This window comes from Sessilibacter corallicola, from assembly GCF_021290925.1.
Lineage (GTDB): Bacteria > Pseudomonadota > Gammaproteobacteria > Pseudomonadales > Cellvibrionaceae > Sessilibacter > Sessilibacter corallicola.
Genome location: NZ_JAJSLX010000001.1, coordinates 593,746 through 620,024 on the forward strand (window position 1 = coordinate 593,746; position 26,279 = coordinate 620,024).

General features: G+C 45.8%; 23 protein-coding genes. 16 read left to right on the forward strand and 7 right to left on the reverse strand.

Annotation, left to right across the window (positions count from 1 at the left end):
* The first annotated feature begins 42 nt into the window (after positions 1-42).
* The 10 genes from lptC to yjgA all read left to right on the forward strand — a co-directional run bounded on the left by lptC (position 43) and on the right by yjgA (position 8,259).
* Positions 43-645, forward strand: a complete 603-nt coding sequence (gene lptC / locus LU361_RS02435; protein ID WP_233086722.1) for an LPS export ABC transporter periplasmic protein LptC — start codon at positions 43-45, stop codon at positions 643-645.
* Positions 623-1,168, forward strand: coding sequence for a lipopolysaccharide transport periplasmic protein LptA (gene lptA, locus LU361_RS02440; RefSeq protein WP_233086723.1), 546 nt, complete (start codon positions 623-625; stop codon positions 1,166-1,168). Before lptC ends, lptA begins: the two co-directional genes overlap by 23 nt.
* The gene (gene lptB / locus LU361_RS02445) at positions 1,168-1,893 is read left to right on the forward strand and encodes an LPS export ABC transporter ATP-binding protein (protein ID WP_233086724.1); all 726 of its coding nucleotides are present in this window, start codon (positions 1,168-1,170) and stop codon (positions 1,891-1,893) included. The genes lptA and lptB overlap by 1 nt, the downstream gene beginning before the upstream one ends.
* 466 nt (positions 1,894-2,359) lie before the next feature.
* On the forward strand, positions 2,360-4,012 hold the full coding sequence (locus LU361_RS02450; RefSeq protein ID WP_233086725.1) for an RNA polymerase factor sigma-54: 1,653 nt from the start codon (positions 2,360-2,362) through the stop codon (positions 4,010-4,012).
* Positions 4,013-4,180: 168 nt separating this feature from the next.
* Positions 4,181-4,471: a ribosome hibernation-promoting factor, HPF/YfiA family gene (gene hpf, locus LU361_RS02455; protein WP_233086726.1), complete on the forward strand. Its 291-nt coding sequence runs from the start codon at positions 4,181-4,183 to the stop codon at positions 4,469-4,471.
* Positions 4,472-4,473: 2 nt separating this feature from the next.
* Positions 4,474-4,923 carry a PTS IIA-like nitrogen regulatory protein PtsN gene (gene ptsN, locus LU361_RS02460; RefSeq protein WP_233086727.1) on the forward strand — a complete coding sequence of 150 codons (450 nt, stop codon included), beginning with the start codon at positions 4,474-4,476 and terminating at the stop codon, positions 4,921-4,923.
* A gap of 21 nt (positions 4,924-4,944) precedes the next feature.
* Positions 4,945-5,799 carry an RNase adapter RapZ gene (gene rapZ / locus LU361_RS02465; protein WP_233086728.1) on the forward strand — a complete coding sequence of 285 codons (855 nt, stop codon included), beginning with the start codon at positions 4,945-4,947 and terminating at the stop codon, positions 5,797-5,799.
* 50 nt (positions 5,800-5,849) lie between these two features.
* Positions 5,850-6,119, forward strand: coding sequence for an HPr family phosphocarrier protein (locus LU361_RS02470; protein ID WP_233086729.1), 270 nt, complete (start codon positions 5,850-5,852; stop codon positions 6,117-6,119).
* 221 nt (positions 6,120-6,340) lie between these two features.
* Positions 6,341-7,714: a magnesium transporter gene (mgtE, locus tag LU361_RS02475; protein WP_233086730.1), complete on the forward strand. Its 1,374-nt coding sequence runs from the start codon at positions 6,341-6,343 to the stop codon at positions 7,712-7,714.
* A 38-nt stretch (positions 7,715-7,752) separates the two neighbouring features.
* Positions 7,753-8,259: a ribosome biogenesis factor YjgA gene (gene yjgA / locus LU361_RS02480; protein WP_233086731.1), complete on the forward strand. Its 507-nt coding sequence runs from the start codon at positions 7,753-7,755 to the stop codon at positions 8,257-8,259.
* Positions 8,260-8,321: 62 nt separating this feature from the next.
* On the opposite strand, the gene LU361_RS02485 is transcribed toward yjgA, so the two are convergent.
* The 6 genes from LU361_RS02485 to LU361_RS02510 form a co-directional block, all read right to left on the reverse strand.
* On the reverse strand, positions 8,322-12,410 hold the full coding sequence (locus tag LU361_RS02485; RefSeq protein ID WP_233086732.1) for a YhdP family phospholipid transporter: 4,089 nt from the start codon (positions 12,408-12,410) through the stop codon (positions 8,322-8,324).
* A 413-nt stretch (positions 12,411-12,823) separates the two neighbouring features.
* Entirely contained in the window at positions 12,824-14,302 is a 1,479-nt protein-coding gene (gene rng, locus LU361_RS02490) for a ribonuclease G (protein WP_233086733.1), read from the reverse strand.
* A gap of 180 nt (positions 14,303-14,482) precedes the next feature.
* Entirely contained in the window at positions 14,483-15,070 is a 588-nt protein-coding gene (locus tag LU361_RS02495; RefSeq protein ID WP_233086734.1) for a Maf family protein, read from the reverse strand.
* 75 nt (positions 15,071-15,145) lie between these two features.
* Positions 15,146-15,634: a rod shape-determining protein MreD gene (mreD, locus tag LU361_RS02500; RefSeq protein WP_233086735.1), complete on the reverse strand. Its 489-nt coding sequence runs from the start codon at positions 15,632-15,634 to the stop codon at positions 15,146-15,148.
* Positions 15,634-16,527, reverse strand: coding sequence for a rod shape-determining protein MreC (gene mreC, locus LU361_RS02505; RefSeq protein WP_350337996.1), 894 nt, complete (start codon positions 16,525-16,527; stop codon positions 15,634-15,636). Before mreC ends, mreD begins: the two co-directional genes overlap by 1 nt.
* A gap of 125 nt (positions 16,528-16,652) precedes the next feature.
* Positions 16,653-17,687: a rod shape-determining protein gene (locus LU361_RS02510; protein ID WP_233088190.1), complete on the reverse strand. Its 1,035-nt coding sequence runs from the start codon at positions 17,685-17,687 to the stop codon at positions 16,653-16,655.
* A 422-nt stretch (positions 17,688-18,109) separates the two neighbouring features.
* Between LU361_RS02510 and gatC the strand changes: the two genes are divergently transcribed.
* From gatC to cysZ, 5 genes are all read left to right on the forward strand, one after another.
* Positions 18,110-18,397, forward strand: coding sequence for an Asp-tRNA(Asn)/Glu-tRNA(Gln) amidotransferase subunit GatC (gene gatC, locus LU361_RS02515; RefSeq protein WP_233086737.1), 288 nt, complete (start codon positions 18,110-18,112; stop codon positions 18,395-18,397).
* A gap of 98 nt (positions 18,398-18,495) precedes the next feature.
* On the forward strand, positions 18,496-19,950 hold the full coding sequence (gene gatA, locus LU361_RS02520; protein WP_233086738.1) for an Asp-tRNA(Asn)/Glu-tRNA(Gln) amidotransferase subunit GatA: 1,455 nt from the start codon (positions 18,496-18,498) through the stop codon (positions 19,948-19,950).
* A gap of 13 nt (positions 19,951-19,963) precedes the next feature.
* Positions 19,964-21,415 (forward strand): Asp-tRNA(Asn)/Glu-tRNA(Gln) amidotransferase subunit GatB, encoded by a 1,452-nt coding sequence (gatB, locus tag LU361_RS02525; protein WP_233086739.1) that lies wholly within the window; start codon positions 19,964-19,966, stop codon positions 21,413-21,415.
* 21 nt (positions 21,416-21,436) lie between these two features.
* A complete protein-coding gene (locus LU361_RS02530; protein WP_233086740.1) occupies positions 21,437-21,733 on the forward strand; it encodes a PA4642 family protein in 297 nt (98 codons plus the stop codon).
* A gap of 174 nt (positions 21,734-21,907) precedes the next feature.
* Positions 21,908-22,672: a sulfate transporter CysZ gene (gene cysZ / locus LU361_RS02535; RefSeq protein WP_233086741.1), complete on the forward strand. Its 765-nt coding sequence runs from the start codon at positions 21,908-21,910 to the stop codon at positions 22,670-22,672.
* Positions 22,673-22,729: 57 nt separating this feature from the next.
* Here the strand turns inward: cysZ and rhlB are convergent, their stop codons facing one another.
* Positions 22,730-24,124 (reverse strand): ATP-dependent RNA helicase RhlB, encoded by a 1,395-nt coding sequence (rhlB, locus tag LU361_RS02540; protein ID WP_233086742.1) that lies wholly within the window; start codon positions 24,122-24,124, stop codon positions 22,730-22,732.
* Positions 24,125-24,931: 807 nt separating this feature from the next.
* On the opposite strand from rhlB, the gene LU361_RS02545 reads away from it, so the two are divergent.
* Positions 24,932-26,278, forward strand: coding sequence for an MATE family efflux transporter (locus LU361_RS02545; RefSeq protein ID WP_233086743.1), 1,347 nt, complete (start codon positions 24,932-24,934; stop codon positions 26,276-26,278).
* Position 26,279 lies beyond the last annotated feature (1 nt).

A 26,279-nucleotide genomic window follows, 5' to 3' on the forward strand; every position in this document is an offset into this window, starting at 1 on the left:
AACTTAAATGTTAAATTCACCAACTAAGACCCCTACATTAACGTGCTGAAAAAAATACTCACCCTCACCGTTATCACCGGCTTGGTCTTAGTTGCGGTATTGATCTCAGAAAACCCTAAAATTACTGCCCCCCTAAAATTAGAATCCAAGCCGCAAACCCCTGTAGCAATCATAAAAAATTCCACAACACGGCAATACAATCCGCAAGGCCAACTCGAGTACTTGTTAAAAGTTGAAACCGCAGAGCAATTTCTGCGAGTCAATCCTAAAAACGACAAGCCGTTGAGCGCAGAAAAAGGTTACACAGAATTATCGCAACCCGATTTGACACTTTTTCAGTCTGAACAAACGCCTTGGAATATCACGGCTGAGAATGGTAGAGCCGAAAATAACGGCACTGTAATTACACTTTGGGGCGATGTCGTGGTCTACAGATCACTGGCAGATGGCGGGGAGTACATTATGTCGACCGACCAACTCGAAGTGCGGCCGCTAGAACAACTGGCCGAAACTGACCGAGCTGTTACCATACGCAGCCCCAACGGCGTCGCGAATGCTGTGGGTATGCGCTTAAATATGATTAACAACGTTACTGAGTTACTGTCCCAAGTGAAGGGAGTTTATGAATCCAATCCTCTACCCTAAGCGTTTTCTAACCATGAAAAGTTTTTCAAAGCTTGCTTGTTTTATCAGTTTATTGGCTTTTACGTCGCTCTCTAACGCACTTCCTTCCGATCGCAATCAACCCATTGAGATCGACGCAGAACGCGCCGAAAGAAACGACAAGACCGGTGTCACGACCTTCATTGGCAATGCAACTCTAACCCAGGGCACGTTAAAAATTTCCGCCGATTTCATTAGAGTCAAACAAAACCCAAGTGGCGTTGACAATATTGTCGCAGAAGGACAACCCGCTAAATTCCAACAGCAACCTGAAGCCAACGAACCTCTAGTGAAAGCAGAAGCAGAAAAAATTCTGTATTCGGTAGCCAAAGAGACCGTCAATTTATCCGTAAACGCACAAATAGATCGAGGAGATGGCTCAACCATCAACAGCGACAGCATTGATTACGACATTCGAGAGTCCCACTCAGTAGCCTCGGGAGACAGCGGCGTCAAAATTGTCATTCAACCTCAAACGGAAGAAAACAGCGGTAACGAACAATAATGAGCGAACTCTGCGCTAAAAACCTGGCTAAAAGTTACAGCGGCCGCCAAGTCGTAAACGACGTTTCTTTCGCGGTTAAAACCAATCAAGTCGTTGGCCTTCTCGGCCCTAACGGGGCAGGAAAAACCACCTGTTTTTACATGATTGCCGGAATCGTCAAGGCCGACCGAGGTTCAGTTACCATTGACGGTGAAGACGTTACTAGCCTACCAATGCACGGCCGGGCACGTCGAGGACTTGGCTATTTGCCTCAAGAAGCGTCGGTTTTTCGCAAGCTCACTGTTAGAGAAAACATACTCGCCATTTTAGAGACTCGTTCAGAGTTATCCACAGCTGAACGCAAGCAACGCGCTGATGAACTGCTGGAAGAATTCCACATCACTCACGTCAAAAACAGCTTAGGAATCGCTCTTTCAGGCGGTGAAAGACGGCGGGTTGAAATTGCCCGAGCGCTGGCAACAGAGCCTCGATTCATCTTACTGGATGAGCCCTTTGCCGGTGTCGACCCAAAATCCGTCGGCGACATCAAACTCATCATTGAACACCTCAGAAACCGAGGCATTGGCGTTCTAATCACGGACCATCACGTACGTGAAACTCTCGATATTTGCGAAAAAGCCTACATCGTGGGCGAAGGTTTTATTATTGCCGAAGGCGACGCTGAAACAGTCTTGGCTAACCAAAAAGTAAGAGACACCTATCTGGGCGAAAACTTTAAGCTGTAATTTACGCCCAACAACCTCGTTACTTCACCTCAAATTTACGCGCAAACGCTGACGAATTCAGCGTTGTCTGCGTTTATTAGCCCTTCCGACACAACAGTAGAAATAACGACCACAAAAGTTGACTATCATTTAATCTGAGAAAACCACTTTACGGCAAAGTTTTTTTGCGCGACTATATGATTATCGGTGCCACGAGAGCCTCAATCAAAACTCTCAATCACCGCCGTTTATTCGGTTCCATACAGCATCTACACAGCCTTGCCAAAACAGTAAAACAGAATAAAAATAACTGCCTTCCTTATCGCTTTACACGATCCTAATATCCCTACTTAAGCAAATTACTAATTTAGGCATAATTTTTGCAGTAAAACATTGCAAACTGTCCCCATTCGAGACTAAACTTCCAAGTAGTTTAACTAAAGCTAACAGGGAACTAATCACCCCTATTTGGAAGTGTTATCGAGTTATGAAGCAGTCGTTACAACTTAAAATGGGTCAGCAACTAACCATGACCCCGCAATTGCAACAAGCGATTCGCTTATTGCAGCTTTCCACCTTGGATCTTCAACAGGAAATTCAAGAAGCATTAGAATCCAATCCAATGCTCGAAGTCACCGAAGTTGAAGACACACCGAGCGAAAAAGAATCCTCCTCCGATAACACTCCCTCAGAAACAGCCTCTGCCACAGAACAACAACCTCAAGAAAAAGAATTCGAAGCCGCAGACGCCGAAACCAGCGCAGCAGAGGGTGAATGGCAAGAAAACATACCTGAAGATCTACCGGTCGATACGCAGTGGGACGATATTTACCAAAGCAGCGCCCCACCCTCGTCTTCCTCATCTACTCCCGCTGAACGCGACGACAGTTACTTCGACAGCCAAATCGACAACTCCGAAACCCTTCAAGAACACTTGTTGTGGCAACTCAACTTAACACCAATGTCCGACCACGATCGTACGATTGCCCATGCAATTATCGATTCCGTCGAACCCAGTGGCTTGTTGTCTTCGACCATTGAAGATATTTACGAAGGATTGAAAAACGACGGAGCGCCACGAATTCTGGCCGACGAAGATACAGAAAACGGCGAAAGCGAATCAGAAACCACACCCGAAACTGCAGAAGATACCGCTCAGTGTGACAGCAGCGAACCAGAAGCCAGTGACGACGAATCACTCTCTGACGAAGAGCTATCGATCGAAGAAGTACTCGCCGTTCAGCACCGCTTGCAACTGTTCGACCCAATTGGTTCATGCAGTGTTGATTTGTCCGAGTGTTTACAGGTTCAGCTCAACCAATACCCGCTGGATACACCCGGATTAGAATCGTCAAAAGTGATCGTTAAAGATTTTCTAGGCCCCCTGGGAAATCGAGATTACAAACAAATCATGCGTCGCTGCCGCTTAAAAGAGCCTGAGCTAAAAATCGCCATTGAGCTGATTCAACAACTGACCCCTCATCCGGGCGCATTAATTGGCAGCAGCGATACCAGCTATATTGTTCCCGACGTGTTTGTCAGTAAAAAAAGTGATCGCTGGGTGGTAGAACTCAATCCCGACATCGCACCGCGCCTTAAAATTAACAACAGCTACGCAAGCTTGGTGAAACGTGCAGACAGCAGCGACGACAACACCTTTTTGAGAGACAATTTACAAGAAGCACGTTGGTTTCTAAAAAGCTTACAAAGCCGAAACGAGACTTTACTAAAAGTTGCCAGCTGTATTGTCGATAAGCAGCAAGGCTTTTTAGATCACGGCCCTGAAGCCATGAGACCATTGGTATTACACGATATCGCCGAAGATGTGGGGATGCACGAATCCACCATTTCTCGTGTAACCACACAAAAATACATGCACACACCACAGGGGATTTTTGAACTTAAGTACTTTTTCTCTAGCCACGTCAGTACAGATAATGGCGGCGAATGCTCTTCTACAGCGATTCGTGCGATCATTAAAAAACTGGTAGCGGCAGAAGATCAGAGAAAGCCATTGAGCGACAGTAAAATTACTGCACTTTTGGCGGATCAAGGTATTAAAGTCGCACGAAGAACCATCGCAAAATATCGAGAATCGTTGGGAATTCCAGCCTCAAATGAACGCAAGCGGCTGATTTAGCGATATTGCGAAGGGTCAATTCTGTGTGTGAGTTCGACGCGTACTTACACACAGGGCTAGTTACCAATAACAATACAACTAGCCTTTTTAGACTGGCTTGAAAGAGCGGTATTGCGATGTTGAGCTCTTAACAGGCCAATTGTTGGACCAACTCTAAGAGGACCTGTAATGCAACTTACCATCAGTGGACACCACGTAGAACTCACCGATTCCATAAAAAACTACGTAGAATCCAAGCTCTCCAAACTCGATAAACACCATAACCAAATTACCAGCACCAATGTCATATTATCGGTTGAAAAGTTGCGTCAAAAAGCCGAAGCTTCCGTCCACGTAAATGGCAAAGATGTCTTTGCCAACAGCGAATCAGATGATCTTTACGCCGCCATAGACGCGTTAACAGACAAACTCGATCGCCAACTTCTTAAACACAAAGAGAAAATTAGTAACCACCGTTAATCATGGATCTTTCCAGTATTTTAGCCCCAGGTCGCGTTAAGTGCGGCCTGGAAGGCGTCAGTAAAAAACGCATGCTCGAAAATATCGCCAAGCACATCACCGAAGGTTTCCCAGTGCTTGATGCAGACGAGCTGTTTCGTCGACTCATGGCTCGCGAGAGATTGGGCTCGACAGGAATTGGCTTAGGGATCGCGATTCCACATTGCCGATTAGAAAATTGCACAGGTGTAATGGGTGCCTTTTTTAAACTTGAAACTCCATTAGAATTCGATGCCATCGACGAAGAACCGGTAGATTTAATTTTTACGCTTCTGGTTCCTGAAGAAGCAGACGATGCGCATCTTCAAATATTGGCAGAAGTTGCCAAAACGTTTTCAGACAAAGATTTACTCTTAAAATTAAGAGCTTGCACATCAGATCAGGAACTATTCAACGTTATTACCGCGCAGTAATTAATCAATAGGGATATCAATATGCAACTGGTAATTATCAGCGGCCGATCCGGCTCTGGCATCAGTAGCGCTTTGAGAGTGTTAGAAGATTCCGGCATGACTTGCATCGATAATCTTCCGGTAGGGCTTCTTGAACACTTAGTTAATACGGAATTTAGACAAACACAACGTTACGCCGTCAGCATTGACGCGCGCAGTAATCTCTCGGCTCTCAAAGATTTTGATCGATTGTTTGAACACATAGAGAGCCGCCAAGTAGAAACACAAATTGTGTTTCTCGACGCCAGAGATGAAATACTCATAAAACGCTTTAGTGAAACTCGTCGAAAGCACCCGCTCACCTCCGATAAAATCGACCTAAAAGAAGCCATTAACGCAGAGACCGAATTACTCACCCCCATTCAATCGCGAGCGGATCAGATCATTGATACCAGCAGCTTGAGCGTTCATCAGCTGCGCAATCTTATCCACAAATGGGTCACCGGCAGCGATTCACTTGGCACCTCGGTACAGTTTCAATCGTTTGGATTTAAACACGGGCTGCCCGCAGACGCCGATATCGTATTTGATGTTCGCTGTTTACCAAATCCATTTTGGGTGCCAAATCTTAGAGGTTGTACGGGAAATGATGTCGAAGTACAGAATTATCTCGCCAAACAACCGTTAGTAAATTCCATGATCGACAGTATTTCAGACTTTTTGAATAAATGGGTACCTGAGTACGAGAAAAGTAATCGCAGTTATATTACCGTCGCGATAGGATGTACTGGTGGCCAACACCGATCAGTCTACGTGTGCAATCAACTGGCAGAGAATTTTAAAACCTCGCAAGAAGCCCCGCTGGTTCGTCACAGAGACCTGAAAACTCCGAGTTAACGGCCAACTCAAACAACCATTCGAGTAATATCTGGAATAACATCTGAAATATGATCGAAAAAGACATTACTATCACCAATAAAAAGGGTCTCCACGCCAGAGCCGCAACAAAACTTGCGAAGACAGCGATGGCTTTTAACGCCAGCCTTGAAATTCACTGCAATGGCAAAACTGCCGACGGCAAAAGTGTTATGTCGATCCTGTTACTCGCCGCCACCATTGGAACTTCAACTCGATTAATCAGTGAAGGCGAAGACGAAAACCAAATGATGGAAGCAATGGTAAACCTGTTTCACGATAAATTTGGCGAGGAAATTTAAACCAATTTGTAAAGACTCGAAAAAAGATAAATAAATAAAGCTAAAACGCTCGCTGACGACTTGTCAGAACCAGAGACAACTATCTAAACTATTCTATCGGCGTAAGTCCCACCTACACCGCCACACTCCCAAAATACTTTTTCGGATTTAACACAGCGTTAATTAGCAAAGCCTATAAAAGCAGTGTCTTAACCGTTTGCATTTCGAAGATAAGCGACACTATGCCCAATCGTGAAACAAAAGCGCAATTGCTATCACCAGAATCTAATGAAAAATTAAAAGAGATTTTGCTGGCTCTCGAAGGCGGCGCGTTTAGCTCCATCCGCAGGATGCTCAACAGCTTACAACCGCCAGCAATTGCCCATCTGCTTGTTTCATCGCCTCCAAATCGTCGCATGTTAATTTGGGAAATGGTCGACAAAGACCTCGAAGGTGAAGTCATTCAAGAGCTCCCCGACAACGTTCGGGTGCAGCTATTACACGAAATGGATTCCACCGAGCTTGCGGAAATGACCGAAGAGCTCGAAACCGATAACGTCGCCGACATTCTGCAACAACTTCCTGATCAGGTAATTCAAGAAGTATTGGCGGCAATGTCGACGCAAAATCGCCAGCGCGTTGAAACGGTGTTGTCTTACGACGAAGACACCGCCGGCGGCTTGATGAACATCGACACCATCACCGTGCGCCCAGATCTCACACTGGATGTGGTCCTTCGCTACCTGAGACGCCACGAAGAACTGCCCAACTCCACTTACAGCCTTATTGTCGTTAACCGCCGGGATATATTTTTGGGGATTTTGCCAATTCCCAAATTACTCACCAGTGATCCCAACATGACCGTCCGTGAAATCATGGATACGGACATTATCGCCATTCATCACAGCACCAAAGACAGCGAAGTTGCCAACGCGTTTGAACGGGAAGACTGGGTTATGGCTCCAGTGGTCGACGACGATGGAAAACTGCTCGGTCGAATTACCGTTGATGACGTGGTAGACGTGATTCGAGAAGGCGCCGATCACTCACTGATGAGCTTGGCCGGTTTGGACGATGATTCCGACACTTTTGCCTCGGTTCGAAAAACGTCACCGCGCCGTGCCATTTGGTTAGGCATTAACTTGTTAACCGCCATCATTGCCTCGTCGGTTATCAACATCTTTCAAGACACCATCGATAAAGTCGTCGCACTGGCAGTATTGATGCCCATCGTCGCCAGTATGGGAGGCGTCGCCGGAAGCCAAACCTTAACCGTTGTCATTCGCGGCATGGCCCTCGGCCATATCAGCCGCGGAAACTTATCGTGGTTACTGAGCCGAGAATTTCTGGTTGGTCTCATCAACGGCTTAATTTGGGCGTTGATTATGGGAGGTATCGCTGCGGTTTGGTTCGATGATAAAATCATCGCCTTTATTATCGCAGCCGCTATGATTATTAATCTAATCTTTGCTGCCCTCGCCGGTGCTCTGCTGCCGGTCGTGTTAAAAAGTATGAAAATCGACCCAGCCCTCGCCGGCGGCGTTGCACTTACAACTGTCACCGACGTTGTAGGCTTTTTTGCGTTTTTGGGTCTAGCGACTTACTTTTACGCGTAACCATTTTTGTCAGTACCCATTTTATCAGTACCTAAGTTATGAACAACGAAGACCATTTTGAATTCGACGAAGATTCCCTTCCCAGTAAAACGCAACTTAAAAAAGAGTCGCAGCAACTGCAAGAACTGGGCGATCAGCTGACCCAGCTCAATGAGACACAAATGCTGGAATTACAGCTCGATGACGCACTGCTAGATGCGGTGAAAATTGCGAAAAAAATGAAGGCGAGCAACAGCCGTCGTCGACAAATTCAATTTATTGGCAAATTGATTCGCAACAGAGATCCAGAAGCACTAATACAAGCGTTTGAGCAACTGACCCAAGAAAAAGAAAATCACGTTCAAGTACACCACTTGTGCGAAAACTGGCGTGATCGTTTACTGGAAGACATGAATGAGCTGCAAGCTTTTCTTGACCAGTACCCCAATGCTGATCGACAGCAATTGCGCCAGCTTATTCGCAATGCGCAAAACGAAAAGAAAGCCAATAAGCCCCCAGCCAGCGCTCGAAAGCTCTACACATTAATTAAATCTGTGGTTGGATAAAACAAAGAACAAATAATAAAACACAGATTTTTTTATTGGGTAACATGCGATGCAGCTCTGGGCTACACCGGAGCTGAACTTAATAAATCGTAGAGTCTATTAACCGGTATAGGATACAAAAGCGCCTTGGGATCCCCCTCTGGAGAAGCGTTCGAGGCTTCTTCATCGGCTTTTTTACCGGCTTTTTTTGCGGCGTTATCATCAAACAAGCGAATAAATTCGGATTTTGGATCTTCCCAAGTGCCGCTAATTTTATAGCTCAAGCTCGCCACTTTATTCACTTGTTTTTTAAACAGTTTACTCGCGACATAAACACCGGCAGCGGCAGGTAATCCGCCTGCAAGCGCTGCAATTAAGGTTAAATTTCCACCCACCGGCAAAGTTGCCACTAAGGTGGTGTCTAATTCTTCGTTGATTAAATCAATGTTGCCTGCGTAACTTAATGAACTCGATGGTGCCTTCACAATAATAGGCGAAGGAATTAATAAATCGCCGTTTTTAAATTCCAGTTTTCCATCAATGCGGTCAAACGCCATACCGCTTTCAACCAAATCGGAAACACCCAAACGTAAACGGCGAGCCCAGGAATCAAAATTAAACAGTGCCACCAAACGCAATATAGCGTCACCGCCGCCTTCAGCTGCTCGAATAAATCGGCCATGCTCCATATCGACTTGCACACTGCCCTCTAAAGCAGTCATTTCAATCGCAGCTGGGGAACCTGGCCAGCTCAAATCCACATCGAATACAGCATCAGAAGATTCCAACACTTTCGGTTGGTCAAAAGCAACCAAGGCATCGTCGATTTTATTAGAGTCAACCTTGCCAAGAAAATGCGTTCGCATTTGCCCGTCATACGATTCCCACACCAACCGAGCGCCGTCTGAGTCAATCCCAGTAAAATTCAATTGATGAACATTGCCAACAATATTATCCACAACCAAACGATTATTGTTTGGGCTTAATTCAAACGACCAAGTCCCATACTGATCGTCGCCGAGCTTAAGTTCCTTAATCGAAACATAAGCTGGTGGAATTGCTGACAGATCAATGTCTGCTAACGGATCGATTGCATCGCTTTCAGACTCATCGTCACTGGAGGGCAAATACAAGTGATTGAAGCTGGCGGTCATTTTTTCGGTATCAGACAACGGCAATTCTAAAAAGCCTGCTGCAAGGTCGCTGTTAAATTCAATCGACCAACGATCCGAAAGTTGCTTACCGGTAACATTCGCATTGGGAATTTCGAAGGATTTAATCTGGCTATTGTAAAGCGCAAATTCAAATCCCACGTCTAATTCAGAATCGCCTTCACTCACCACCTGATCTTGATAAATTTCGTATTGATCAAGAACGTCCAACCACTCATCCAAATTAAAACGCGGCATTAAACCGTGAACATGAATGCCTTTATTTTTTAAATGCGGCTGATCATTAATTGCGATATCAACCTGTTCAAGCACACCTTTTTTACTGACCAAACGACCGTTCAGCCAATCGGACAAACTCAAACGGTAAAGATTAATATCGTCATTAATTTCTAAAGTTACCGCGAATGGTGATTCTATCTCTGGAGATTTGTTAAAAGGCTCCGGTAGGTCAATGCTCACACCTTCTAACTCTGAGCGCACGGTCAAAGTGACCGGTTGCGTCGAATCTTTCTCTCCGGGAAGAAAAAGCTCACCGTGAAATGCTGTTTCACCATCGGCAAATAATAACTCTGGGCTTTGAAGCCATTGCTGTACGTCGGTAATTTTGGTCAAGCCAGAAAATAAAATTCGAGTTGAAGCTTCTTGTTCATCAACGGTATTTGAAGCTGATGTAGAAACCTCGGTATAGCCTTCGCTAACAATAATCGCTGAAGCAGGCTGATCCCACACTTTAAAATCGATACCATCGCTGTGTAAACCTGTGCGGCTGTCGAATAACAGCGGACCTTCAAGAGAATCAAACGACAGATCCAAATCTGTCATTACCAACGTGCCCGGTTTTAATGACAAATCAACAACTTGGTAACCTTCCTGTTCTCCCGAAGTTAGCGGAATACTCAAATCTACCGAGCCATTAAATGGGGTCGATAGGGTCCATTCATCAAAAACAGATCCCAATTGTTCGCGAATAGGCGTCGTGGTTAACAACTGAATACCGTCATTGCCTGGACCAACCACATTGCCTTTAACCGCCAGCATAGTTTGGTCGTTAATGCGCTCAACCGACAATTCAGCTTCGGATATTTGGGTTTCCCACAACTGAGCAGAACTGACTTGGGCACTGACCACTGTGGAATTTAATTCAATTCTGCCGTCTATGTGCGTTAGTGCAGGCCATTCATCGTGGTAAGCCAATTCACCTTGTTCAAGTTCGATCCAAAGCTGAGTTGTGATTTCGTTATTTCCCGGAGATAAACGACCACGATAAACAAAACCTGACGCGCTAATATCACCGGATTTAATTGATTGATCCAACCAAGCTTTTAAATCCGGCTCAAGAGATTTAGGCAACAGTTGACTGCGAAAAGAAACATCAGAATTTGTAAGACCAACAAATAAATCTAAATTTGACGGACGACTTTTTGCGATCCAGGGAAGGTCAACAGAAGCTACGCCAATAGCGGTACCAATATCGCCGTCGAGCGTTAACACATCAGAAAAAATAGATACTTTATTGTCTTCAGGAGACAACCGCCAGGCAACGCGACCGTGAGCAGAATCAAACACCATAGGTTCATTAAATGCCGTTTGAAACCACATCGAAAAACCGTTGTTTGAATCGAGGGTAATCTCACCACCAGAGATTCCCGCAGAAATAAATCCATTCACTCCAGTCAGTTGTGGTGCACCTTGAAACGCACCCACAGATACAGAATTTGCGACGGTTAATAATCGCGTTTGCTTAATATCGTTAGTAGGAATACGGATTTCAGTCGCAGTTAATTCGCCTTGTAGATTTAGCGAATCTAAGATCTCAAGTAATTTAGGATTATTTTCCGAAAATAAACGTGCGCTTTGAGTCAACTTCGGCAGAAAAATACTGGGGGTTTTAATTCGCCATGTAGAATCAGTGAATGCAATATCGAGCAACTCAAGATTCAACGCTTTTTGTTGCCACTGCACCGATGAATCCTGCACTTGAATATTAAATTCAAAATCGGCGGGCACCGTATTGAGTGAGCCGCCAAAGCGAGTGCTCACTGATGTTGGAACATCAATATCATTAATTTTAGTTTCGGTTAACGCCAACTCAAAGTCGCCGTTAAATGCATACACATGACGCTTTTGACTCGAAAGCCAAACATTAATGTTTAATGTATCTTGCTCGGTATCCAAACCCTCAATGGCGACATCAAAATTGGTGATGTAGTTTTTTAACTCAGCCATCGGGAAATCAACCAGCTGAATAAATCCTTTAACATCGCGCTCAGCATCGGAGCGAGGATCACCGTACGCTTCTAATACGGCATTCGCAACGGATTGATCGTCGACATTAATATTCGCCACCAAACGATGAAAATCCTGTTGATTCTGAAATTCGATATCAGTAACGGATAATTCCAGCGTTTTTCCTTCGTAACTTTCGAGCATGAGTGAAACATCGTTCACTTGTAAGCGATCCGCCAGTAAAAAGATGTCCACTGGATCGTCAATTATGGAAGCTTGCTTATTTCGACGAGCTGCTGTTTGAATGCCGGATAATTGCCAATTGCCATTTTGCTGTTGCTTCAACTCAATTTTGGCATTGGCAAGACTGATTTCATTCCAGATTAAACGACCTTGAAACAGGCTCTGCAACAGATCGAGTTCAAGAGCAATGGATTCAATTTCAACACTAGGAGAAGAAGACTTAGATAACGATGATTGAGAAACGTGTTGGTCGTGTGAATCTGCGATGGAAACTGAAGAGTCTCGCGACGGGTAGATTTTTAAACTGTCGACAGCAATAGATGGGGATAATTGATTCCAGCGCGCGTTGATGGAATTCACCACCACATCACTGCCAATTTCATCACTGATAATTTGCGTAATATATTCTTGGTTGTTTTTAACCAGCGGCGCCATCAAACGGCCCACTTGTACAAAAACCGCCGTTAGAATAATTAATACGGCTAAACACAACCAAAAAACATTCGCTGATTTTGCCAACGCTTTTTTCATTGCCAACCCCAACCAACGTGAGGTTTTAAAAATCCGACAAAATGTTTTTGTAAGAATAAAATCAATTCAGCGTTCCGAAAATAACCGTTCAAAAACCAGTGGCCAACTCACCTAATACTAGTCATTTTTGAACTGCATCAACTTACCATGATTGCCAGCAATGGCTCCAAACCAATAAATTTCGACTTCGATTATTGGTCTCTACCCAATGTTGACGATTATCCCAGTATCTTCTGTACCTTAACTGAATCAACAACCTATGCGCGGAGCTGATCTTTGTTGAGTTTAGAACTGGAAGATACCAGAAAAGTATTTGGAAAGATTTTTTAATGTAAATATTGTGGTTCAAATCCAAAAAATGATTTCCCACAATGACATTACCTTCTAAAAATAAGCTGATGCGACCTTGAAGGTTATATTGGAATGATGTCGTACTGCTCTTGGTTGTAAATAGTTTCGACTTGAAATTGTATTTCTCGACCAATAAACATTTCGAGATCGGCAACATTTGCGGATTCTTCATCCAACAAACAATCGACCACCAATTGAGACGCTAACACCAGAATTTTAGGCGTATCGTAGGTTCTCGCCTCACGCAAAATCTCTCGAAAGATTTCGTAACAGATCGTTTGCGCAGATTTCAAACTGCCGCGACCATCACACACCGGACACGGCTCACACATAATTTGACCGAGCGATTCGCGGGTTCGCTTGCGAGTCATTTCAACCAGCCCCAATTCCGACACGCCGGTAATGGTTGTTTTGGCGTGGTCTTTCTCCATAGCTTTTTCGAGCGTTCTCAATACTTGGCGCTGATTCTCTTGTTCTTTCATGTCGATAAAATCGACTACGATAATTCCACCAATATTTCTCAAGCGCAGCTGCCGAGCAATCGCACTGGCGGCTTCTAAATTGGTTTTGTAGATGGTTTCTTCAAGATTTCGATGACCAACAAAACCGCCCGTGTTGACATCAATGGTGGTCATCGCCTCGGTTTGCTCCACCAATAAATAGCCGCCAGATTTCAACGGCACTTTGGTGCTGAGCGCTTTTTGAATTTCGTCTTCTACTCCGTAGAGATCAAACAAAGGCCGCTCGCCCGGATAATGCTCGATTTTTCCGGCAATTTCTGGGGCGTATTGTTTTGAAAATTCAATCATTTTCCCGTGGACTTCTCGAGAATCAACGCGAACCTTTTCAATATGAGGTTTGACTAAATCACGCAGAGTGCGCATAAACAGCGGCAAATCTTGATAAATAATCGAGGGAACACGAGCACTTTTGATTTGCTGGGCTAAATCCGCCCACATCTTTTGTAAAAACGGAATGTCGGAGATGAGATCTTCTTCTTGAGCACCTTCGGCAACGGTACGGACAATAAACCCACCATCGGGCTTTTCTTGCAGATCTTCCACCCCCTTTTCGACCAAGTTACGCAGTCGTTCGCGCTCACCTTCGTCTTCGATACGGGTAGAAATGCCGATGTGTTCGGTTTGTGGCATATACACCAAATAACGACCCGACACCGATAAATGTGTGGTTAAACGCGCGCCTTTGGTTCCAATAGCATCTTTAGTCACCTGCACGGTGAGTGTTTGACCTTCGTGAACAATGTCTCGAATATCCGGCACTTGTGCGTTTCGATCTTCCATGCCATTTTCGTCGAGCGGGGCGATATCGGCCGCGTGAATAAATCCCGCGCGCTCAAGCCCAATATTGACGAACGCCGCCTGCATGCCGGGCAAGACTCGAACAACCTTTCCTTTGAAGATGTAACCAACAAAGCCTTTGCTTTGAGTTCGCTCGATATAAACTTCTTGGAGAACACCATTTTCAATGAGGGCAACGCGGGTTTCGGTGGGGGCAAAGTTGATCAGTAACTCTTCACTCATAATCTATGTCTTGTCGTTAGATTTCGCCATTCCTGGCCAATTACAGGCACATCAAGAAATACCTTTCTTATTATCGACACCAAATCTCATGAATGAAATGGTCTGTCTGTTTTCTCTATCCTCTCACCGTTTAATAACCACATTCAAGACCTGATCAAACTCACGTCACATTTCTTGTGATTATGCGCTCCAAATGGGCACATCAAACTGAGCGAGAATTGGCGTCACCACTTCAATGGGCAAGCCCACTACATTACTGTAGCTACCTTGGATACTTTCCACAAAAACCGCTCCCAAACCTTGAATGGCGTAGCTGCCAGATTTGTCCTGAGGCTCACCCGTTTGCCAGTACTTTTCGATCAAGTAATCGTCAATGGTTTCTTTAAACCTAACACTGGTTTCACTTACGCCAACGGCTTGTCGGCCCGAGCAAACAACGGCAACAGCACTGATGACTTGATGGCAGTTGCCGGCCATTAACTTGAGCATTCGTTTAGCATCGTCCAAATCTGTCGGCTTTTCCAAGATCAAACCATTGCACACGCCAATTGTATCTGCACCTAAAACGGCAATGCCGTCACTGCGGCGCCCACTGATTTTTTTGGCCTTTGCCAATGCCAACCGCTGAACGTAATCACTGGGGCTTTCATCGACCTGATGCACTTCGGGAACATCGGCAACATCAACAGCAAACCGAACCCCTATTTGCTCGAGGAGTTCACGGCGACGAGGGGATTGAGAGGCGAGAATTAAATCGACTTGAGACATAGAAATACCGTGTAAACGTACGATAAGCGACGAAAGAAATAGAGCCCGGAAAACTCAACAGCGAATATTAGCCAATCAAGCAACGCGATAACGAATTCGAAACCGCTCCAATACAGTGTGCACTAACGGCCACAGTAAAGCGCTGGCAAACGCGGGCAGCAAAAATTGCGATGGGTGAGCTGAGTGCCCCGTTAAACTGTGCACCCAGTTAACAAACAACTGATGAATGCCCACCATCACAAACACCCAAACCGATTGTTGCCAATACATGTAGGTTCGTATTCGTTGATAAGACAACAGACAAATGTACGCAACCACCACCATTGCTAGCGCGTGCTGACCAATGATTGCGTAGGACACCACATCCAAGCAAATACCGGCAAACCAAGCACTCAAAATCCCAATGGTTTGTGGCAGTGCCAACGACCAGTAGATAAAAATAAGCACCACAAACTGCGGGCGCAGCCAACTGATTTTGTCGGGGACGGGCATTACACTCAGGGTTAAACCAATAATGAGTGTTACCAAAATGAACCAACGATTGTGCGCTCTCGATGCTTGCATCAACGCACCTCAGACAAATCCGATTCGGTCAGCACATCCTCAGGAGCCGTTGAGCTGTCTCGGAAAACCAACAATACATGGCGACTGCGATTGAGCTGCGCCATCGGCTCAACATGAACTCCGGCAAACGGCCGACCCGGATCGTGAATGATTTCTGTCACAGTGCCCACAGGATAGCCGCGCGGGAATTTCTGACCGAGCCCCGAACTCACCAACAAATCCCCCACCTCAATGTCTACGGTATTGGAGACATGGCGCAACTCCATGCGGTACAAATCACCAATGCCTTCAACAATGGCGCGGACACCGTTGCGGTTTACCTCGACAGGTAACGCGTGAGTGGAATCGGTGATCAATAACACCTGACTTGAAAACGGCCCCACCTCCACAACCTGCCCCATCAGTCCTTGGGCATCCAACAACGGCTGGCCGATATAGACGTTATCTCTTGAACCTTTATTGATCACTACTTTGTGCACGAGTGGATCGGAAGACACACCAATCATCTCAGCCACCAGCACTTGCTCGGCGACCATTTCCGCAGAATTCATTAATTCTCTGAGGCGCACATTCTCAGTGACCACCGCCGCCATGCCCTGCAATCGGCGTTGATGTATGAGTAATTGTTCTTTGAGCGCTCTATTTTCGTCTAATAATTGCTCTCGTGTGACCAAATTGTCTTGCCCCCACTCACTGATTCGAGAAGGGATATTGGTCACCCAATAAAACGGCACCGAGATTGTGGATAACTGTGATTTAACGGGTTTTAAATAGGGAGTGAAAACGTCCAGCAGCACAATCACGACCGTGAGCAACATAACCCACAACGTCAATCGCGACAGCGTTGATGAACCTTTTGAAAACAGCGGTTTAATAGTGAAGCCCCAGAGTATCTATATTAATTTAGCTAACGTCGAGAATTGCCCAATAAATATAGAGCAAATTATAATCTAAAATTATAAATAACGGCCGACTCAAAGACTGGGGGTCAACGAGTCAGCACGATCAAGGCTCAGAATTAACTCGATAGTAAGTCGATTCTGTGAGTATCCATGAATTCCATTGCACGACCTCCGCCACGAGCAACACAAGTCAGCGGATCTTCGGCAACAATCACAGGTAAACCGGTTTCTTCACTCAACAGGCGATCAATATCGCGAAGTAACGCGCCACCACCGGTAAGCACGATTCCGCTTTCGGCGATATCAGAAGCCAGTTCTGGAGGCGATTGCTCTAACGCACTTTTCACCGCTTGAACAATACCCGCTAGCGGTTGTTGCAAGGCTTCGAGGATTTCATCGGAATTGAGAGAAAAGCTGCGTGGCACACCTTCGGCAAGATTGCGACCGCGCACGTCGATTTCGCGAACTTCACTGCTCGCGTAGGCACAGCCTACTTCCTGCTTGATTCGCTCGGCCGTGGCATCACCAATAACGCTGCCGTAATTGCGACGAACGTAGTTTACGATCGCTTCATCAAAGCGGTCGCCACCAATGCGAACAGAATCGGAATACACCACACCGTTTAAAGAAATGATCGCGATTTCCGTCGTACCACCACCGATGTCTACAACCATAGAACCGCTGGCTTCTTCAACGCGAAGACCAGCACCAATAGCTGCGGCCATTGGCTCTTCGATCAAGCGAACCTCACGCGCACCAGCGCCTAATGCAGATTCACGAATAGCGCGCTTTTCTACTTCTGTAGAAAGGCAAGGAACACACACAAGTACGCGAGGGCTAGGCTGGAACCAACTGGTTTCGTGGACTTTTTTAATAAAGTGCTGAAGCATTTTTTCAGTCACTTGGAAGTCGGCAATCACACCATCTTTTAGCGGTCGAATGGCGGTAATATTGCCAGGAGTACGTCCAAGCATGCGCTTGGCTTCAACACCGACGGCTTCAACAATTTTGTGGCCGTTATGAGTTCTTATTGCAACCACAGAAGGCTCGTCTAAAACAATGCCGCGATCACGTACGTAAATAAGAGTATTGGCCGTTCCCAAATCAATCGATAAGTCGTTGGAGAACATGCCGCGCAGACGCTTTGGCATTAACATATATTGTGCGTACCTTAAATAATTTTCAAAGCCTTAAACTACCACGTGATGTTCAAAAAAAGATCACGGAATAAAATTTGGGAAATCAGAGACACTTCACCTGATTTTGAGTGCGTGCACTCTAACAATGGCGAGACTTTTGGGCAAGGTAGCAATCGAGCAAGTTTGGCGTAACTCGATAAAATCATCGCATTTTCCCAACAAATCAACGCTAAACCTACTTTCCTTTAGCAAGAAAAGCATTAAAGCCTGTAAATGCAAACTTCTGGCAGGTAAAATTCCTTCTTTTGTAACTCTAAAATCTCAAATAAGTTTCAAATTGGATTGTTTTTATTTGCAAAGTTGGCCCCGGCCCCAATTTGAAGTAAACAAGTTAGAATCATTCGACTACAAACGTTAAAGGCAGGAAGTACACTTTGGACTCTTCTGAAATTCAAAAACTCGCCAACTTGGCCATGATCGAAATCGACGACAGCCAAGTTTCAGAGGTTGCTGCACGTATCAGTGATGTATTGGCGTTGGTTGATCAACTGCAAGCTGCTGATACCGATAATGTCACTCCTATGGCTCACCCTCTCGACACCGTTCAACGCTTGCGCAGCGACGAGGTGAACGAACCCAATCGTCGTGAAGCATTCCAAGCCATCGCTCCAGAGTCGGAAAATGGCCTTTACCTTGTACCTAAAGTCATAGACGCAGGTTAAAGCAACTTCTGTAAAAACCATTGGCTTTTGGATATTCACCTCAACCAATACCAAACTATCAGCGAATTTATCGAGCTTTGTCATAAGGACAAATCCCAATGCATCGACAATCCATATCCGAGCTTGCCCAAAGCTTGAGGGATAAAAAATTTTCCAGTGTTGAATTAACCCAACACTATTTAGACCGAATCAAACGTATTGACCCGCAGCTCAACAGCTACGTCACTGTCACCGAAGAAATCGCCTTAGCTCAGGCAAAAATTGCCGATGAGCGTTTGGCCTCAGGCGACAGTAATCCTTTGTGCGGAATTCCTATCGCGCACAAAGACATTTTCTGTACCGAAGGTGTTCGAACCAGCTGCGGTTCTAAAATGCTCGATAATTTCGTACCGCCATACAACGCAACGGTTGTGGAAAATTACCTTGATGCCGGTGCAGTGATGCTCGGTAAAGTGAACATGGATGAATTCGCGATGGGTTCATCTAACGAAACCAGTTACTATGGGCCAGTGAAAAACCCGTGGGACACACGCTGTGTTCCCGGCGGCTCCTCCGGCGGCTCAGCGGCATCAGTTGCAGCCATGCTAGCAGCAGGTGCAACGGCGACGGATACCGGTGGCTCTATTCGCCAACCCGCCAGTCACTGTGGTTTAACGGGCATTAAACCCACGTACGGCCGCGCATCTCGTTACGGAATGATCGCGTTTGCCTCCAGCCTTGACCAAGCCGGTGTTCTCACTCGCAGCGCCAAAGATGCCGCGATCATGATGAATTCCTTAATCAGCTTCGATCAAAAAGACAGCACCAGCGTTGATGTTGCCAAAGAAGATTATCTCCAAAACCTAGAGACTTCGGTTGAAGGCATCACCATTGGTGTACCTAAAGAATATTTCGGTGACGGTTTAAAAATCGAGACCGCAGCTCTGGTTCAAGAAGCCATCGATCAATACGAAAAAATGGGCGCGAAGATTAAAGAAATCAGTCTTCCGCACAGCAGTCTTGCCGTGCCTGCTTACTATGTCATTGCACCGGCTGAATGTTCGGCAAACTTATCGCGCTTTGACGGTGTTCGTTACGGTTACCGTTGCGAAAATCCAAAAGACCTAGAAGACCTCTACAAACGCAGCCGCGGCGAAGCCTTTGGCGAAGAAGTGAAACGCCGTATTCTCGTTGGTACCTACGCGCTGTCAGCGGGTTACTTCGACGCTTACTACAACAAAGCACAACAAGTGCGCCGCTTGATCAAACAAGATTTCGATGAGGCTTTCAAAGACGTCGATGTGATCATGGGACCAACCTGCACATCACCGGCCTTTAAGTTCGATTCAAAAGGCTCTGATCCAGTTGCTATGTACCTCGAAGACATTTACACCATTGCGACTAACCTCGCTGGTTTGCCTGGATTATCGATTCCGTGTGGGCTTGTGGATAACAAACCCGTTGGCTTGCAAATCATTGGTCCGGCGTTCGCTGAAGGCAAACTATTGAACATTGCCCACCAATTCCAACTTGCGACCGATTTCCACACATTGACCGCGCCGGATTTGGACTAAGGAGGGCTAAAAAATGACTTGGGAAACCGTAATTGGCCTAGAAGTACACGTTCAATTGGCCACAAAATCGAAACTCTTTTCTGCAACCAGCACCGCGTTTGGCTCAGAGCCCAACACTCAAGCGAGCGCCATCGATTTGGCCATGCCTGGAACACTTCCAGTCGCCAACGAAGAGCCTTTCCGCTACGCGATTATGTTCGGTCTTGCCATTGGCGCTGAAATCGGCAAAGAATCCGTTTTCGAGCGTAAAAACTACTTTTACCCCGACCTCCCCAAAGGCTACCAAACCACGCAGTTGGCCAAACCTATTGTGGGTGCCGGTGAAGTGGAAATCACGTTGGAAGATGGCTCCACCAAATCCATTCGCATTCACCACGCGCACCTTGAAGAAGACGCCGGAAAATCCATGCACGAAGATTTTCACGGCATGAGCGGCATCGATTTAAACCGCGCCGGCACACCGCTGATTGAGATTGTTTCTGAGCCCGATCTACGCAGCGCCGAAGAGGCCGTGGCGTTTGCGAAAAAACTGCACAGCTTAGTCACATCACTGGGTATTTGTGACGGCGAAATGAGCCAAGGCTCCATGCGTTTTGACGTCAATATTTCAGTGCACAAACCAGGCACTCCGTTTGGTACGCGAACCGAAACCAAGAACTTAAACTCCTTTAAGTTCATGGAAGAAGCCATTGAGATGGAAGTCGATCGTCAGATCGAAGAATTAGAAAGCGGCGGCGTTATCGATCAAGAAACCCGTTTGTACGACGGCGACAAACGCACCGCGAAAACCATGCGCAAAAAGGCCGACGAAAACGACTACCGTTACTTCCCTTGCCCAGACTTGCTGCCTGTTGTCTTTGATGACGCCTACGTCGATGCCATCAAAGCAGCAATGCCAGAATTGCCCGAAGCCAGAGCCGCCCGCTTCAAAGAAGAATATCAACTCAGTGATTACGACGCTGACATTCTTTCTGCTGACGCCGCGACCAGCGCCTACTTTGAGCAATTGGTAAAAACTTCAAATGACGCTAAGCAGTCGGCCAACTGGATTATGGGTGAGTTATCAGCAAAACTGAATGCTGAAGAGAAATCCATCAAAGACAGCCCAGTAACGGCCGAACAATTGGGCGGTGTTATTTCACGAACCCAAGACGGCACAATTTCGAGTAAAATTGCCAAGCAGGTCTTTGAAGCTTTATGGGATGGCAAAGGAACCAGCGCCGATGAAATCATTGAGTCGCAAGGCTTAAAACAGGTTTCCGATACCGGCGCACTCGAAAAAATGGCCGATGAGGTGATCGCCAACTCGGCCAAACAGGTTGAAAACTATCGCAATGCTGATCCTGACAAACGCCCGAAAATGTTGGGTTACTTTGTTGGACAAATCATGAAAGCATCGAAAGGCCAAGCCAACCCACAGGCGATCAATAAAATATTAATAGAGAAGCTCAACGCGCTTCTTTAACCGTGAGAGAGTTCAGACGTTATGGCACTTAAAAAAGATAAGCAAAAAGTTCTCGGAGAAGTTTTCGACGACGAGCGTGTAAAAAGCTTTTTGCTGTTTCCTGCACCGGAAGGTGTTAATCCTGATTTTCACGTGCTTGAAAAAGCCTACCGTGGAATGAAAGCGGAAAATTTCAAAACCTTCGTTCAATTTTTCTTGGCAGAAGGCAGAGACATTAACGCGGCAGGCCCTGACGGCAAAACCCTACTGGCCCAGGTTCAAAGCCATCGCCCAGGCGCTGATTACGCAAAAATCTTAACTGATAACGGCGCAGTCTAGGTTTTCAAGTAATTCCGATTGTGTGCCTTCCTTCGGGTCTCACCCAAGGAAGGCCCGTCGATGTATTCTTCAACTTTCCACAAAATCACATCATTCCATTTAAACCTAAATTTGACTCACAACATCTAACGAGTCAATCTTGCCCAACAATCCCAGTCCAAATAGAGAAATCCTTTGAGCAGCGGTAATTTAATCACAGGCGCAAACTACCTGGTTAGTGGAGCGCAGCTAATCACCAAACCGAAATTTCGACTTTTTATTATTGTTCCGATTCTGGTCAATATCGCTATTTTTATTGTCTTGACCAGCGTGATGTTCAATTACTTTTCTGACGTTGTTGACGCCATGGTCGGCGCTATTCCCGATTGGAGTTGGCTTGAAGGATTTAAAAGCACCATCGCCTGGATTATTTCAGTGCTCTCGGCGTTTATTGCGATTGTTCTCTACGGTTACAGTTTTAGCGTCATCACCAATATTCTTGCCGCTCCGTTTTATGGCTTTCTTGCCGAACGCGTAGAAGAGCACATCACAGGTAACACGCCACCGAGCGAATCCATTGTTTCAATGACCGTTCGCACAGTGGGTCGGGAGCTGGTGAAACTTTGGTACTTTATTTCCCGAGGATTTTTGGTGTTTATCGCCGCTTTTATTCTCGGATTTATTCCATTGGCGCAATTCTTTTTACCCGTACTGCTGTTTTTGTGGGCAGCGTGGTCAATGGCGATTCAATACTCAGATTACTGCGCTGACAACAATCAAATTGGCTTTACGCAATTTCGTGAAGGGCTGGCTGAAAAACGTTTCAGTGCGTGGGGATTTGGCAGTTTGGTCTTTATTGGCTCCACCATTCCGCTGGTAAACATTTTTGTGTTACCAGCTGCTGTTGCCGGTGGAACCATTTTATGGATTAAAGAGCAGCCAACATCTCGATTGGCTTAAGCGAGACCGATTTTTATTGATGAGACCTAGGCTAGATTTCCTAGCCTAGAAATAAAACTAGTCTCGATTTTGAGGCGGTCTACGGCGGCCTCGGCTGTGTCGGCGTGGGCCATCTCTCTCGGTATTGCGAGGTTTTGGTTCTACCTCAGGAATGGCCTTCAACAACTCTTCAGGCGGCTGTTCACAGGTCAGCGTTTCACCCACAAGTACTTGAATTGGCTCCAAACGCAGCGCATCATCTTCACAGGCAAAACTGATGGACGTACCTTTTCGACCTGCACGGCCCGTTCGGCCAATGCGGTGAACGTAATCTTCAGGCTCTTCTGGCAACGTAAAGTTAACAACGTGGCTAATACCATCGATATGAATACCACGACCAGCAACGTCAGTGGCAACCAGCACTTTTAATTTTCCAGATTTAAAACCGTCTAGAGTGCGAACACGCTTATTCTGGGAAATTTCACCACTGAGCAAACCGGCTTTAATGTCGTGATCCAACAAACGGTGATAGAGATCACGGCACTCATCGCGGCGATTGGCGAAGACAATTAAGCTTTCAACGTCTTCGGTTTGTAACAGGTTAAACAACAAACTGAATTTTTCTTCGGTAGACACCAAATAAATGCGTTGAGTAACGGTATCGGTTGCAACAGATTCCGGCTCGATTTCAATTCGAACCGCTTCGTCTGTCCACTGTTCGGCGAGATTAATAACGTCGTCAGTAAAAGTCGCAGAGAACAGTAACGTTTGGCGGTGGGATTTCTGCGGCGTTGCTCGAACGATTCGGCGAACCTGTGGAATAAAGCCCATATCCAACATGCGATCGGCCTCATCAATCACCAAAACTTCGACGAGATCTAGATGAACATCACCATTGCCTACAAAATCTAATAATCGACCCGGTGTTGCTACCAGAATATCAACCAAGGTTGAATGCAATCGATCCTGCTGCTTTTGGTAATCCATTCCACCAACCAGAGTATGAATTTTTAGATCGGTGTATTTGGTTAAGTTTTTTGCGTCTTCGGCAATTTGCAGAACCAGTTCGCGCGTGGGTGCCAAAATTAACGCTCTGGCCTCACCTGCGTAGCGTTCTTTCTCAATAGGGTTATTGACTAAATCCTCGATAGTGCCCACCAAAAACGCGGCAGTTTTACCGGTTCCGGTTTGAGCTTTACCGACTAAGTCTTGGCCGTCTAGGGTAAAAGGCAGAGCCTGGGCTTGAATGGGTGAGCAGTATTGGAAACCCAAATCGTGAACGGCATGCATTAATTCGTCAGGTAAACCAAGGTCGTGAAAACGCGTTTTACCTTCTCGCGGTTCTACCTGAAATTGGCTTATGTCCCACTGACTTGTTTTCTTGCGACGACGTGAGCGACGGCGGCGCTTGTCACCACCCTCACCAGAATTTTGTTTGGAATCATCAGAATCGGAGTGTGAAGCAGTATTCATAGACTGCTCTTCTGGACTGAACAAAACGGGTTTTATTGCAAAGTTGGCTATCAAACCTAATTTCTCTCTTGGAGCAAAAAGTGTCCATTCTAACACAGCTGTCAATACACTTTTTGAATATCAATTAACGGTGTCAACTTGGTTAACAATATAAAAAGCGAGGAACACGCCTCGCTTTTTCACAGCAATACACCAAGCCACCTGATCAAATAAATTTTACTGAACTCAGTATTTCGCTTACTGGAATTTTCTCTAAAAATAACGCACTCGCTCGATAATTCGCCGGAATTCATCGATCAATTCGAGATAAGGTCTTATTGTCACAACGAAATTGCGGGTAATCTTAGCGTGCGTGCATTAAATCGTAGTATTCATAGAATACGACGAGATGAAAGAAGTTCCTTAAATTTAGAGCACTTATTCAAAAACTAAGTTACAACAAAATAGACTTACTTGTAATTAAAAACCTAGTTAAGAAGCCTCTGATTAAGTCTTACGCAATACTATCGCACAAGTCTACATAAACTTGATCTGTTATGACGTTAGACGAACACCATTACACAAATAAAGTGGCGTTAGAATTATTCACTTAATACAGCGTAAATTTTCACGCCTAGGTAAACTCCTGCGCTTATAAAGGTAAGCAAAACTTTAAAATGCGTAAATGGCCAAGAAAAACAAAGCACAAACGCTGATCTTTCGCTAATATCCCCACCCTTTTCAACCGATACTCACCCTAAGCCGATTAGCAACGCTTAAGTACGTGAATTCGCAAGTTCCGTTTTACCATTAACCGTATTGATAAACATGGCACAGACAACTCAAGAAATAAAAGTGATCGCTAAACTCGGCACCCCGCTGATTTTTAGCCACACGGCCATTATTGCTATGTCTGCCACCGATACGATTATGGCAGCTCAAGTAAGTACCGATGCACTTGCCGGTCTCGCCATTGGCGCGAGCATTTGGTCAGCACTGAGCGTCATGATTTTAGGCATGTGCGGAGCAACAGCAACCATTGCCGCGCAATTTCACGGCGGTAAACGGCTCTCGCGCATCGGTTTTCAAGTGCATCAAACAGCTTGGATTGGATTTTTTACCGCGGTTCTTATCAGCATCATTTTAGCTTTAAGCGCTGTTTGGTTACGCTGGGTTCAACCCGAAGGCACACTGACCACCATCGCCATTGATTACCTACAAGTGCTCACCTTGGGTTGCTTTGGCTACACACTGGCGGCGGTGTTGCGCGGTACTTGCGAAGCCATCGGCGATACCGGACTCGCCATGCTGACCAATGGCGTGTTGTTTTTACTGAATTTAATTTTTGATTATTTACTGGTATTTGGAAAATTTGGTTTTCCAGAATTGGGCCCTGTGGGTTGTGCGTGGGCAAGTGTTCTGTCGTATTGGATCATCGCCATTGTGCTTACGATTTTTCTTGCGAAACAGAAAAAATACCAGCGCTTAAATTTGTTCAATCGAATTTGGAAACCCAAATGGCACGTCATGAAAAAACATCTCGCCATTTGTGTTCCCTTAGCCTTGGGCACTGGCAGTGAAGTTTTTTTCTTCTCAAGTATCGCGTTATTTGTAGTTCCGTTCGGCACGTTGCCGGTAGCCAGTCACCAAATTGTGATTAATTTCAGCTCACTGGTGTACATGATTCCACTGGGGTTTTCCGTAGCCTTGTGTATTCGTTGTGCCAGCCTCCGAGGCAGTAATCAAAACGTGCACGCTCGTTTTAGCGCTTTTACCGGCGTCAAACTGGCAACTGCGATTGCCTTTGCCACCGCGCTACTCACCGTGGCGTTAAGAGACTTCGTCGCAGAAATTTACACCCCTGATGTCGATGTACAGCAGCTGGTGTCGCAACTGTTATTGCTGTGTGCGCTGTACCAAATTGCGGATGCGGTGCAGGTTGGTTCTTGGGGTGGTTTACGCGGCTTTGGCGACACCAAGGTGCCAATGGTTATGCAGTTAATTTCGTATTGGGTGATTGGATTCCCCTGCGGTTACGCGCTGGCGCACGGCTTAGAATGGGGTATTTTCGGCTTCTGGACGGGAATTATCGTCGGTTTGTGCTGCGCTGCTGTCTTGCTGAATTTCCGATTGAGAAAACTCACTCGCCAATACAAGCCACAGGCGGCGAGTTAAC